Origin of the sequence: Devosia sp. Leaf420 (genome assembly GCF_001425445.1) — a bacterium.
In the GTDB taxonomy this organism is placed as follows: Bacteria; Pseudomonadota; Alphaproteobacteria; order Rhizobiales; family Devosiaceae; genus Devosia.
The window spans coordinates 155,668-168,113 of record NZ_LMQU01000010.1 but is presented as its reverse complement, the minus strand read 5'-3'; the positions used below and the strand labels follow the sequence as shown (position 1 = coordinate 168,113).

Below are 12,446 nucleotides of genomic sequence, written 5' to 3'. Positions count from 1 at the left end.
GCGTCGCGGAAAAACCGCGTTCAAGCCCGAGGGCTCATCTTGGAGTGCTCGCGGCGGAAACGGACGGCAAATCGGGATGCGTTAGGAGGGGGCGCCCAAGGGCACCCGGGAGTGTCGCTGCGATCGGCCCATTGAGGGGCGAATATCGAGGCGCAAGGCGCGCGCCATCAACAAATGACCTGGTCAGCGAAGTGCCCTTTCCCGCTCGGATAAGGGGCAAACTAAAGCCATTTTCCTAGGGCGACAAGACGCACCAACAGAAGTTTTTATCCGGCTTGACCGCAAAAAGCGGCAAGCGCAAAAGCTCACTTCAAACCGGCAGGGACAGCACCTGCCTCAACCTTTTTTCAGGGGGCACCGATGACCGGCAAGGCCTATCTCTCGATTTCGGCAGACGTGAAGGCCGCGCTTGCCGCCGGCAAAGCGGTCGTGGCGCTTGAATCCACCATCATCACCCATGGCATGCCCTATCCGCAGAACCTCGCCATGGCCAAGGACGTGGAAGATGTGGTGCGCTCGACCGGCGCGACGCCGGCCACCATCACCATCATGGATGGGCGGCTTTGCGTCGGCGTTTCGGGCGAAGATCTCGAGCGCCTGGCGCAGGAAGGCCACAAGGCGGCGAAAGCCAGCCGGCGCGATGTGGCGGCACTGCTCGCCAATGGCGTGATGGCGGGCACGACCGTTGCGACGACGATGCAGATCGCGGCGCTGGCCGGGATCAAGGTTTTTGCGACCGGCGGTATCGGTGGCGTCCATCGCGGGGCCGAGGGCAGCTTCGATATTTCGGCTGACCTCGAAGAGCTGGGGCGGACGCCGGTGGCGGTGGTTTGCGCGGGCGCCAAGTCGATCCTCGATATCGCCAAGACGCTCGAAGTGCTCGAAACCAATGGCGTGCCGGTGTTGGGTTTTGGCACCGATCATTTCCCGGCCTTCTGGGCGCGGGAGAGCGGCTTTGGCGTCGATCATCGCTTCGACGATGCCGAGGGTGTCGCGAAAATGCTGGCGATCCAGGCCGATCTCGACATGGGTGGCGTGCTTATCGCCAATCCGATCCCAGAGGAAAATGCCTGGGAGGCGAGCGCCATCGAAGGCTTTATTGCGCAGGCGCTGGCGGATGCCGATACCAAGGGGATCAAGGGCAAGGCGACGACGCCTTTCCTCCTGCAGCGGATTTTCGAATTGACCGAAGGCAAGTCGCTCGTTTCCAACATCGCGCTCGTCAAGAACAATGCGCGGGTGGCCGGTGAGATCGCCGTGGCGCTCGCCAAGGTGCAGGCCGGCAAAGCGCCCGTTCGCCGCGCATGAGCAAACGCGTTCTCGTCGTCGGCGATGTGATGACCGACGTCATCGTGCGGCCCGAGGGGCCGGTGGTGATCGGCTCGGACCGGCGCGCGGCGATCGAGACGCGGCCGGGCGGGTCGGGCGCCAATCAGGCGGTGTGGCTCGGGGCTGCGGGGGTCGAGGTGGCCTTTGCGGCGCGGGTCGGCATGGTCGACAAGGCGAGCCACGAGGGGCGGTTCCGGCTGCGGGGGGTGACGCCATGCCTGTCGGGCGACGAGAAACTGCATTCGGGCATGCTGGTGACGCTGGTCGATCCGAGCGGGGAGCGCAGTTTTCTCACCGATCGCGGGGCCAATCTCAATCTTTCGGCCGAGGATCTGCCGGATAGTTTGCTCGACAATACCGGGCTGGTGCTGGTTTCGGGCTATAGCTTTTTTGCGCCGGGGCCGCGGGCGGCGGTGCAGTCGCTGCTTTCCCGGGCGCGGCGGCGGGGGACGGCAGTCGCTATCGATCCGGCTTCGATCGGGTTTCTGGGTGAGGTTGGGCCGGCGGTTTTTCTCGACTGGGTCGGCAAGGCGGACTGGATCTTTGCCAATGGCGACGAGGCGGCCATGCTGACCGGGACGGAAGATCTGGTGCTGCAGATGGAGCGGCTCGGGGCGCAGTTCGAGCGGGTCGTCATCAAGCGCGGGCGGGATGGCGCGGCGCAGGGTGGGGCCGGGGGCATGGTTATGAGCCTGCCGGCGCCGACGGTCGATGTGGTGGATTCGACCGGCGCAGGCGATGCCTTTGCGGCTGGGTTTATCGCGGAACTGATGGCTGGGCGCGACCTCTCGGTCTGTCTCGCGCATGGGATCGAGAACGGCGCGCGCGCCGTACAGTTTGTCGGTGGACAGCCAAGATAAGTTTTTGCCGTCTTTTCTCCACTTTGGGTCGCGACACCTGTGGCCCAAGCATGGAGGACTTTTGTAATGCTGAAAAAAATGATCATCGCCAGTCTGTTGGTGGCGGCCGGGGTGCAGCAGGCGGCAGCGGATGGCAAGGTCTATGTGAAGTTGCCCGATCTCTCGTCCTATACCGACCATCGGGCGGAAGAATTTCTCACCGAAGTGGTGCTCGCCAATGTGGTGTCGAGCAATTGCGCGGGCTTTGAGATCACCGATGCCGAGTGGTCACTCCTAACGGACTCGGCCGATATCCTGGCTTATGGGCAGCTCAAGCTCAGCACCGACGACTATGACAGTTATTTCTATAAGCCGGCTTTCGATGCGCTCGATAAGCCTGGGACCTGCGAAGAGAAGGGGCCCGGAGTCGAGCAGGTGTTGAGCGAACTCGCGGCCCAGGGTGGATCGCGCGATCCGCTGCCGGACCAGGAAAAGGCCTATGAAGAATGGCGTGCCTATATGGATGCGCTTGAATCAGGCGCCAGTACGCCGGCGCCGACAAAGACTAAGACCAAGTAGTTGTAACGGCCCGCGAGAAATTTGCGGGCCTTGCCCTTTCGGCACAGACGAGCCATGCGCGCGACGAATAGGCGCGCTGGTTGACGTTAACGGCAATTAGCCTATGTGAACCACTTAACTGAAAGGAACTCGCGATGAAGCGTGCGGTCTATTCCCAATTTGGCACCCCCGAAACCGTTCTCAAGTTTGAAGAGGCAGAGCGACCGCAGCCGGGCGAGGGTCAGGTTCTGGTCAAGATGGTCCTTTCGCCTATCCATAACCACGACCTCATGACCATTGCGGGCCAATATGGCTTCAAACCGCCGCTGCCGGCCGTGCCGGGCACCGAGGCCGTTGGGATCGTCGAGGCGCTAGGCGCGGGCGTGACCAATTTGAAGGTGGGCCAGCGCGTGGCGGGCGGGGCTGAGCAGACCTGGGCCGAATTCTACACCGCCAATGCCGCGCGGCTCGTGCCGGTGCCCGATAGCGTTAGCGACGAGACTGCCTGCCAGCTTGTGGCCATGCCGCTTTCGACCAAGATGCTGCTCGATACGCTCGACGTGAAGGACGGCGACTGGATCGCCATCAACGCCGCCAATGGCGCTGTGGGCAAGCTGCTCGCCCAGTATGGCGCGGAAAAGGGCGTCAAGGTTTTGGGTCTCGTGCGTCGCGCTGCGGCGGTCGATGAACTGGCCAAGACCGGCTTTACGACCGTCGTCGCGACCGAAGGCGCCGATTGGCGCGGCAAGGTCCGGGCGATTACCGGTGGTGCACCGATCGTGCGCGGCATTGAATCGCTTGGTGGCGACGGCGCCAATGAACTTTCGAGCATTCTGGCCGATGGTGCGCAGCTTGTCAGTTTTGGCGCGATGACCAATACGCCGCTCAAGATCTCGGCCGGCGAATTGCTGTTCCGCAATATCACGGTCAAGGGTTTTTGGGGTGCCAAGCCCCCGGTCAAGCCCGAGCGGGTTGGCGTGCTGCTCGCCGAACTGATCAAGGACGCGGCCGAGGGCAAATTGGTCCTCGACATCGAGGCGGCCTATACGATCGACCAGGTGGCCGAGGCCGCCAAGGCCAGCGGCGAACCGGGCCGCAAGGGCAAGATCGCCATCAAGGCTTAAAAGAAAAGACCCCGCCGATGAGGCGGGGTTTTTGTTTGGGGTTTTAGTCGGCCGGCTGGTGGGTGACGTCGAGCTTGAAGCTTGAGAGGAGTTTCAGGCCGTCGCTGAGGTCATCAAGGAGCAGCTTATGGAATGGGACAGCCGGGTTGGCTTCAAGGTGAAACCGATAGTCGCCGCGCAAGCGAGGAAAGCTGTTGATCAGTGTCGTCAGGGCCGCTTTGGAATCATCAGAGATGGTGCCGTCGGGCAGGCCTGTCACAACTTCGACGGCGGCCTGTTGATAACTGGCCACGATGGCACGCGGATCGCCGTCCGACGGCAGCGAGGCAATGACGCCCGGACTGGCCATGACGCTGAAGAAGCGGGCGTCCTGAAGGGTGAAGGTGAGCTCTTCAATAGCTCCCGGTAGATCATCGACCCGATCGAAATCGGTGGGCGTTTTATCAAAGCCCGAGGCTTTCGCGGCTAGGGCGATCAGGCTGTCGTTGAAGCCGCGGACGCTGAGATCATTCAGGTTGAACGTGCCAGTGGGCTTGTCCCAACTATAGTCGAAATGAATGTCCATCGGCTCGGACTGGATTTCGATGATGTAGTCGTTGAGCGCGCTGCCGGTTTCGGGAGCGAAGGTAAAGCCGGTCAAGGTGATTTCCACTGCCGCGGGCAGTTCGAAATCTTCGGGTTCGACGTCGAAATCGAATTTGCCCGAAAAGAGGTCGGGCGATCGGATCACGATGTCGGCGACGCTGTAGCGGGTATAGGGGCCAAAATTGACGAAGAAATTGGTGGCGTGACAGCCGTCGGGCACATCCTCGAACTTTGAATCCTTGGTCGCGTCAACGAAGCCAAGGGACTTAGCGAGGTCGACGCAGATGCCCTGAGGCTCGGGAGGTGTCTCCTGGGCAAGGACCGGGGAGGCGGCGAGGACCACGAGGGCAGGCAGGAGGAGAATTCGCATATCGGCTCCAGCAGTGTCAGGTTAGCGCTTGGCAGCGGTGGCTTCTATTTTGGCATCGTCAGGAATGGCATCGGCGAAGGCATCGAAGCTGCCTGCCACAAGCGTATTGATGGCAAGGCCCTCCTCGCTTTCGAACTGCAGCGTCCAGTTTCCCGATAGATTGGGCAGGGCCGTGAGTAAGCGGACGAGGGATTTCGCGCTCTTCTTGGAAATGCGGCTTTCGGGCCAGGAACGGATCGTGGTGGCGATGGCGGTTGTGTCTTCTGCCGTGGGCGAGCCGATGATGAGCATCAAGCTGGGCAAAAGGACCGCTGAAAGCCCGGTATCGACGAGCGACAGTTCGAATTTGTGCAGCAGCCCTTTTTCGCTCTCCAGGGGCGAGGCCTCGAGATCGGCATTGTCGAACTCAGAAAAATTTGCAGCGAGCGTGAATTCGCCGAGAGCGCCAGCATCGAGATGGAGGCGCTCAAGATTGGCCGTCATCGCATCGGGATCGGTGTCATAGACAAGCTGCAGATTGAAGTTCTGGCCGGGCAACAGTGCAAAACCGTTGAGGGTCAAGTCTGCCGATTCAAAGACGTCGCCGGTGGGCCAGACGGCGAGAAGGTCCGGGGTCCGGATGATCAACTCGTCCATGTCTGCCGTGATAGAGCTGTCGATAGCCAAGCCGACATGGGTGAAGCGGCAGCCGTCCTCGAGGTATTCGATTTCGGTTTGTGTTGTGCGCTCGATTTCGCCGCGTGCGGCTTTGAGGAGGGCGCGGCAATCTTTGAGAGGTGCAGGCGCTTCCTGGGCGTGGATCGGGGCGGACGCGATAAGGGTGGTCGCGATCACGCTAGCCAGAAATCGCTGCATATTGTTGTCCCGCTTCAAAAATCCCCCCGGCACATGCCGGGAGAAGCAGGGCGAGATTGGGGCAGTTTTTGTTTTCAGATGAGGCCGAGGAGTTTGTCCTGTGCTTGACGCAGGGCGAAGAGGCGCGTGGATGTGTCGGGCTGGCTATTGGCGGTGGTGAGGAGGTCGCCCTTCAGGATAGGCGCCGTGACCTTGCCGCCTTCCAAAAGACCGACGGGGAGGGCGCCCTTGGCGCGGGCGTCGGCCGCGGTCATGGCATAAGAGCGGTAGCAGGTCTCGCCGATCGCATCGAGCGGTTCGCCCGGGAGAAGATCGCGCTTGGCGACGGCGCAGACTTCGGCGACGGGGCGCGGCAGCGGCACCATGTCGGGCTTGCCGGTGAGCATGATCCGCGCGCAGGTCAGCGGCACTTCAAGGCTCGTCAGGTGATAGGGGCGGAAGAACGCATAATAGGGCCCGTGGCCGATATGGAGATCGTCCATGCGCTCGATGATGCGCGGATGCTCGGCCTTGACGATGACGAAGACGCCGGGGGCGACGCCCTTGCCGATGGTGAAATCGACGACGCCCGAGGAATTGAGAATGCCGCCATCGGCCTTGGGGATCAGCACCTTGGCCATGTCGTCGCGATCGGCCTTGGGGCCGTGCATGCCCGGAATATCGGGCATCAGACCCGTGGCATTGGCGATAGCGGTCATTTCGACGGCAGTTTTCGAGCCATCGACGAATTCGACCAGCATGCGCGGGTTCATGTTCCGGCGGATGGCTTCCTCGCGGTAATCGTCGGGGACGGCGTCATGCTTGAGCGGATTGTTCTTGCCTTTGCCGGCGGCGACGATGTCGAGTCCGAGAGCGGAAACGAATTCGATCAGCTCCATGCAGGACGAGGGTTCGTCGCCCGCGCCGACGGAATAGACAACGCCGAGGCGATCGGCCTGTGCCTTGAGATAAGGCCCGATGGTGACGTCGGCTTCGACATTCATCATCACGAGATGCTTGCCATGCTCCATGGCCGTGAGATCGAAATCGGCGGCGACGCCGGGCTTACCGGTCGCGTCGATGACGACGTCGATATTTGGCGTGGTGACAAGGGTTTCCGCCGAGGTGATGGCGATCTTGCCCTGCTCGATTGCGGCGGTTGCGGCGCTTGGCGTATCGACGACCTTGCCATGGCTTTCGTCGCCATAAGCGATGGTCATGGCGGCAAGGGCGGTGTGCGGACGGCGCGTGGCGATCGCCGCCATTTCGACGCCCTTCATCAGGCTCATCTGGGTGACGAGATCGGTGCCCATTTCGCCAGAGCCGATGACGCCGACGCGGATCGGCTTGCCGGCTTCGGCGCGGGCGGCGAGATCACGGGCGAGCCCGGTCAGGGCGATTTTGCTGGTCATGGCGTGGAGCGTCCGGTTGGTCGGGGTCTGGTTACAGGCAGTCGCCTGCCGCATCAAGCGCAGCGTCGCGTCAGGTGTTTCCCTGATTAGCACTTCTTAAACCGTTCCAGTCGATTATGGCGCTGGAGAGAAATCCGGGGGCAAGCCAAGAATGGCACAACAGGAAGCAAGCGCGGTCACCTTGCCAGAGGTCATCGACCTCGATGCATTGGACGCTATTCGCGACAAGCTGATCGATGCCGTTGAAGATGGCCCGGTAACCGTCGTCGCCAGCTCTGTGCAGCGCGTCGCCACCAATGGTCTGCTGATGCTGATCAGCGCAGCCGAGACCGCCCGCCGGAACCACAATGAATTCGCTGTTGAAGCGCCAAGTGCTGCCATGTTGGCCGCCATCGAACGGCTTGGCCTCGGCACACAGTTTTCCGGGATGATGAAGCCATGACCTTGCGCGTACTGACCGTGGATGATTCGAGAACCATCCTCGCCATGCTGCACCACACGCTGAGCAATGCCGGCTTCGAGGTGCTGCAGGCCGAAGACGGCAAGCAGGGGCTCGACGTCTTGATGAGCCACAATGTCGATGTGGTGATCACCGACATCAACATGCCCGTCATGGACGGCATCGAGTTCATCAAGAATGTGCGCGCTTCTGGCCAGTACCAGAGCCTGCCGATCCTGATCCTCACCACCGAAACCAGCCAGGACAAGCGCGATCAGGGCAAGGCCGCGGGCGGCACCGGCTGGATCGTCAAGCCTTTCGACCCCGACAAGCTGATCAGCGTCATCAACCGCGTGGTCCACTAACACACTACCTCCCGAAGGCTGGTACGCCGCCATGAGCGACCTCGACGACTTTAAGGCCACCTATTTCGACGAATGTTCCGAGCTCATGAACGAGCTTGAAGAGCAGTTTGCCGCCATCGAGAGCGGGGAGCGGGATGCGGATCGGCTCAATGCCGTGTTCCGCGCTATTCACTCCATCAAGGGTGGCGCCGGCGCTTTCGGGTTCTCCGGCCTTGTGGGCTTTGCCCATGCCTATGAAACCCTGCTCGATTATGTGCGCGACGGTCGCGTCGAGATGACCGACGATGTGGTTACGCTCTGCATCCGCGCCAATGACATCGTTGCCGATTTCATCAACGCCGCCCAGACCGGCGAAGAACTCGCAGCCGATTATGGCGCCGAGGAAAAGCAGCGCTTCGACGCCATCGCCCGCGGCCAGCGCGGTGACGAGGACGAGTGGAGCGGCGAGATCATCGAGGAATTCGATATCGAATTCACTCCGGTGCGCGTCGAACTCGCCGTCGAATCCGAGCCTGAAGTAGTCGTCGAGGCTGTGGCTGAATCCGAGGCCGATACGTTTGACGCCCCCCCTATGCCGGCCGAGCCGGGTCATTGGGAAGTGCGCTTCACGCCGTTCCGCCAGCTCTATTCACGCGCCAATGATCCGCTGCTGCTGTTCCGCGAGCTCGGTGCGCTCGGCGAGATCAACGTCAAGGCGATCCTTTCTGAAGTGCCGCCGCTGAGCGATTTCGAGCCGTTCGGGGTCTATTGCTCCTGGGAGATCTCGCTGTTTGCGCCGGATCTGACGGAAGCTGCGATCCGCGAAGTCTTTGAATTCGTCGATGGCGATTGCCGCATCGAGGTCGTGCCGCTTGGCCAGGCTGCGGCACCAGCCGCAAAGCCCGCTGCTGCGCCCAAGCCGGTTGCAGCCGCGCCTGTCGCTCCGGCAAAGGCAGAAAACTTGCTGGCGCTGACGGAAGACGAAGTCGTCGACGCGCCGGCGAAGCCCGCTACTGCCCCGGTTGTCGAAGAAGAAGCCGGTCTCAGCTTTGCCGATCTCGCGAGCGAAATCGTTGCTGCTGCACCGCCGAAGATTGTTGCGGCGCCGACACCAAAGCCTGCAGCGCCAAAACCTGCTTCCGCCGAAGGCGGCGAAGAAGGTGGCAATCGCAGCGTTGGCGTGCAGTCGATCCGCGTCGATCTCGATAAGGTCGACCGCGTGGTGAACATGGTCTCCGAACTCGTGATCACCCAGTCCATGCTCACCCAGCAGATGGATGAGAACCTGCGCGCCCGCTATACCGAACTGGTGCGCGGCCTCGAGGTTCTGGCCCAGACCACCCGCGGGCTGCAGGACTCGGTCATGGCGATCCGCGCGCAGCCGGTTAAATCGGTCTTCAGCCGCATGCCGCGTCTGGTGCGTGAACTCGCGACCAAGACCGGCAAGAAGATCAAGCTCGAAACGATCGGTGAAAACACCGAAATCGACAAGACCGTCATCGAGCAATTGTCCGATCCGCTGACCCACATGATCCGCAACTCGGCCGACCACGGAATCGAGGATCCGGAAAAGCGCAAGTCGCGCGGCAAGTCCGAAATCGGCACGATCCGTCTTTCGGCTGAGCAGGCTGGCGGCAATATCCTCATTATCGTCGAGGACGACGGCAACGGCATCAACCGCGAACGCGTCTTGCAGCTTGCCCGCGACAAGGGTCTCGTTGCGCCAGACATCACTCCGACAGACGAGCAGATCGACCAGCTGATCTTTGCCCCGGGTTTCTCGACGGCAGAAGCAGTCAGCGACATCTCCGGCCGCGGCGTGGGCATGGACGTGGTGCTCTCCAACATCAAGAAGATCGGCGGCTCCGTCCACGTTCGCTCCTGGACCGGCAAGGGCTCGCGCGTCACGCTCCGCCTGCCGCTGACGCTGGCCGTGCTCGACGTCATGCTCGTCAAGGTCGGCGAGTCGCCCTACGTTGTGCCGCTTTCCTCGATCGTCGAGACCATGCAGTGTTCGGGCGCAACCTTTGAACGCGTGCCGTCCGGTGGCCAGGTGCTGCAGGTGCGGGGGGAATATGTGCAGGTCATCGATGTGGCCCAGCGCTTCAACATGCACTCGACCAAGGCGGCCGACGAACGCTTCGTCGTCCTCTGCGAAAGCGAAGGCAGCCAGAAGGTGGCGCTCGTCGTCGACGATATCATCGGTCAGCAGCAGGTCGTCATCAAGTCGCTCGAAGAAAACTTCGAGCAGGTCGAAGGCATTGCCGGCGGCACGATCCTTGGCGACGGCAATGTCGCGCTGATCGTCGACGTGCAGGGTCTGCGCACCACCATGATCCATCAGAACGCGGCCTAGTTGGGCCAAGTGACCCGGCCCTGTTGGGCCGAGCCAAACGAGTAAAAAGCGGCCGCGAGCCGCCTTGAGTGAGTAGCCGACCTTTCGAGGCGGCAGAAAGGCCAAGAGAATGGAAGCGCTTAGCCTCCGCGAAGAGAATGGCGACAAGTCGGGCGTCGTCGGCGCCAACACGCTGCAGCTCATCGCCTTTTCAATAGGCGAGCAGACCTATGGGGTGGAAATCACCACGGTGCGCGAAATCCGCGCCTGGAACGGTGCGACCCCGCTGCCGAACACCCGCGAATTCGTGCGCGGCGTGATCAACCTGCGCGGCACCATCGTGCCGATTTTCGACCTGCGCGCCCGCTTCGGCGATGGCCAGACATCGCCCACCAAGAACCACGTCGTCGTGGTGATGAGCGTCGGTGACAAGTGGGTCGGGATCCTCGTCGACGCAGTGAGCGACATTCTCACGGTCAATCGCGAAGAGATCCACAATGTGCCGGAAGGCAATGCGATCGACACCGAACTTTTGAACGGCATCGTCACCCACGAAAGCCGCATGGTCGGCCTGATCGACCTCCACGCCGTGGTCACGGGCGCCAAGCTCGACGGCTAGTTTTTTGGGATTTTGGATTTTCGGATTTTGAAGGGGCGCCGAGAGGTGCCCTTTTTGTTTTTGGGGTTATGTCGGAACGGGGTGGTTTCTTGCCTGACGCCCTTTGTTCGCGGACGTTGGGGAGTGGTCCTGTTGTAGCGATAGCAGCACTTCAACAGGCAACTCGCCATTCCGGCAGTTCGAACTGTCTTTTGAGCGTCCAAAAAACAACCAAGGTTTCGGTAGGTGGCGGTAGAGTCAAGCGCGAAACCCCAACGCGCATACCTCGGCGAACATCGCCGCTTCGGCAAGATTGGCTGCATAGCATCGGCGAATTCCACGCCACCGAAGCGAGCTGCTAGGTTACCGCAACATAGAGAGCTTCGTGCTCGTCATCGGGAGCTCAAACATCGCGCCGCCTTGGACCAACGTGACCTGCTGTTCGATGTACGGCCAGAGCGCGAGTATGCGTTCCATCTTCTTCACCAATGGAGCTTTGTTCAATCCTTTGGATAGGAAGAAGCCGGTTAGACGGCTGCTTCTGAAAGCCTCGTACTCCGCCCTGACCTTTGTGATCTGCCTGTCACCAGAGATTACAACCCATCGACCCTCTGCACTGAGTTCTGGGATCCATTCGATATCTTTGACGCTCGGCCCGTAGCGGTCACGCAGATGGATGATTTCGTGCTTGCCAATAAAGAGAGCGGCCAAAGATTTGGCGAGTGCAGGCGGAAGGTTCTCATCCACCACTACCTTCACGCGGCGCGCAGCTCCTGCTCAAACTTTACTGCGTCTCGAACCGCCTCAATTGACACCTCATACAATGCAGCGACACGTTCGGCAGACCCTTCTGCCTCAACCGCCTCAGCCAGCGCAATCGTCGGGACTCCGAAGTCGGCTGCTATAGGCTGCCCAAATGCGCGCTGCGGGTCGATCACCACAGTGTCGCGCCCCCTATAGGGCCGCCAACGAGTGACCTCATTGCCCTCGAGATCGAGGTCCTTGAAGCTTCGTTCCAGCACCTTAGAGAACGCGTACTGATGGCGCTTGAGGTCTAGTAGCTTTGCCTCACTATCTGCCTCGCGTTCTATGCTTTCGAGGAAAATCGTCCTTCCGTCGGTCCGAAATCTGCTCGTGGAGAAAGGGCGATCATTGTCCACAACGTCCCGCGCAAAGTCCAAACAATGCCTGATGGTCTTCAATCCCAGGCCGGCTTTGACGAAAGCATTCACAAATCTCAGTTCGATCAAGTCCCGAAATGAAAGCTCTATGTTGTCATCAAAATTCGGGAGCTCTGGCAACCAAAGGGGAGGGACATCGTGACGCTCACCGCGTCGCGAATACCAATATCCACCTAGCCAGCGACGAACATTTATCGCGGGCATTTGGAGCAAACGCGCGGCGTCTGGCACGGCATAAAGGCCAATGCCAAGCAGTTCTTGCGCATTTGTGGTGCTCTTCGACATGTCGCGAACCTATTGTGAGTTTTCGGCGGTGAAAAGCCCTATCTGAGCGAACAACGGAGACGTCTCATGTGCTTACGATGAACGTTTCTTGCGATACGCATTTGCGACAAGGGTATGGAAAATTCCACAGCCAATAACACGGACCCGTTACGGCCAACTCAAACCGGATGACAGGCGTTGAACAACGGCAGGCTCAGGCCGTTTCGCTGGCCA

The 12,446-nt window shown here is 60.9% G+C and carries 13 protein-coding genes; 8 read left to right on the top strand and 5 right to left on the bottom strand.

The window, feature by feature from the left end; translation table 11 throughout:
• The first annotated feature begins 360 nt into the window (after window positions 1–360).
• The 4 genes from ASG47_RS08190 (at window position 361) to ASG47_RS08175 (ending at window position 3,850) form a co-directional block, all read left to right on the top strand.
• A complete protein-coding gene (locus tag ASG47_RS08190) occupies window positions 361–1,308 on the top strand; it encodes a pseudouridine-5'-phosphate glycosidase (RefSeq protein WP_061908255.1) in 948 nt (315 codons plus the stop codon).
• On the top strand, window positions 1,305–2,189 hold the full coding sequence (locus ASG47_RS08185; RefSeq protein WP_061908254.1) for a carbohydrate kinase family protein: 885 nt from the start codon (window positions 1,305–1,307) through the stop codon (window positions 2,187–2,189). The genes ASG47_RS08190 and ASG47_RS08185 overlap by 4 nt, the downstream gene beginning before the upstream one ends.
• Before the next feature lie 66 nt (window positions 2,190–2,255).
• Window positions 2,256–2,747 carry a hypothetical protein gene (locus ASG47_RS08180; RefSeq protein WP_061908253.1) on the top strand — a complete coding sequence of 164 codons (492 nt, stop codon included), beginning with the start codon at window positions 2,256–2,258 and terminating at the stop codon, window positions 2,745–2,747.
• A gap of 134 nt (window positions 2,748–2,881) precedes the next feature.
• Window positions 2,882–3,850, top strand: coding sequence for a zinc-binding dehydrogenase (locus tag ASG47_RS08175; protein WP_061908252.1), 969 nt, complete (start codon window positions 2,882–2,884; stop codon window positions 3,848–3,850).
• Window positions 3,851–3,893: 43 nt separating this feature from the next.
• On the opposite strand, the gene ASG47_RS08170 is transcribed toward ASG47_RS08175, so the two are convergent.
• The 3 genes from ASG47_RS08170 to ASG47_RS08160 form a co-directional block, all read right to left on the bottom strand.
• Window positions 3,894–4,805 carry a hypothetical protein gene (locus ASG47_RS08170; RefSeq protein WP_061908251.1) on the bottom strand — a complete coding sequence of 304 codons (912 nt, stop codon included), beginning with the start codon at window positions 4,803–4,805 and terminating at the stop codon, window positions 3,894–3,896.
• 21 nt (window positions 4,806–4,826) lie between these two features.
• Window positions 4,827–5,660, bottom strand: a complete 834-nt coding sequence (locus ASG47_RS08165) for a hypothetical protein (protein WP_061908250.1) — start codon at window positions 5,658–5,660, stop codon at window positions 4,827–4,829.
• 74 nt (window positions 5,661–5,734) lie between these two features.
• Window positions 5,735–7,051: an NAD(P)H-dependent oxidoreductase gene (locus tag ASG47_RS08160; protein WP_061908837.1), complete on the bottom strand. Its 1,317-nt coding sequence runs from the start codon at window positions 7,049–7,051 to the stop codon at window positions 5,735–5,737.
• A 151-nt stretch (window positions 7,052–7,202) separates the two neighbouring features.
• On the opposite strand from ASG47_RS08160, the gene ASG47_RS08155 reads away from it, so the two are divergent.
• The 4 genes from ASG47_RS08155 to ASG47_RS08140 all read left to right on the top strand — a co-directional run bounded on the left by ASG47_RS08155 (window position 7,203) and on the right by ASG47_RS08140 (window position 10,788).
• The gene (locus ASG47_RS08155) at window positions 7,203–7,493 is read left to right on the top strand and encodes an STAS domain-containing protein (RefSeq protein WP_061908249.1); all 291 of its coding nucleotides are present in this window, start codon (window positions 7,203–7,205) and stop codon (window positions 7,491–7,493) included.
• A complete protein-coding gene (locus tag ASG47_RS08150; RefSeq protein ID WP_061908248.1) occupies window positions 7,490–7,855 on the top strand; it encodes a response regulator in 366 nt (121 codons plus the stop codon). The genes ASG47_RS08155 and ASG47_RS08150 overlap by 4 nt, the downstream gene beginning before the upstream one ends.
• 31 nt (window positions 7,856–7,886) lie before the next feature.
• The gene (locus ASG47_RS08145) at window positions 7,887–10,190 is read left to right on the top strand and encodes a chemotaxis protein CheA (protein WP_061908247.1); all 2,304 of its coding nucleotides are present in this window, start codon (window positions 7,887–7,889) and stop codon (window positions 10,188–10,190) included.
• A gap of 109 nt (window positions 10,191–10,299) precedes the next feature.
• On the top strand, window positions 10,300–10,788 hold the full coding sequence (locus ASG47_RS08140) for a chemotaxis protein CheW (RefSeq protein WP_061908246.1): 489 nt from the start codon (window positions 10,300–10,302) through the stop codon (window positions 10,786–10,788).
• 342 nt (window positions 10,789–11,130) lie between these two features.
• Here ASG47_RS08140 and ASG47_RS08135 read toward each other — a convergent pair whose 3' ends face one another.
• Both ASG47_RS08135 and ASG47_RS08130 read right to left on the bottom strand, forming a co-directional pair.
• Complete coding sequence (locus ASG47_RS08135; RefSeq protein ID WP_061908245.1) at window positions 11,131–11,526, bottom strand: hypothetical protein; 396 nt, start codon at window positions 11,524–11,526, stop codon at window positions 11,131–11,133.
• Window positions 11,523–12,233: a DUF433 domain-containing protein gene (locus ASG47_RS08130; protein ID WP_061908244.1), complete on the bottom strand. Its 711-nt coding sequence runs from the start codon at window positions 12,231–12,233 to the stop codon at window positions 11,523–11,525. The genes ASG47_RS08135 and ASG47_RS08130 overlap by 4 nt, the downstream gene beginning before the upstream one ends.
• Window positions 12,234–12,446: the final 213 nt, after the last annotated feature.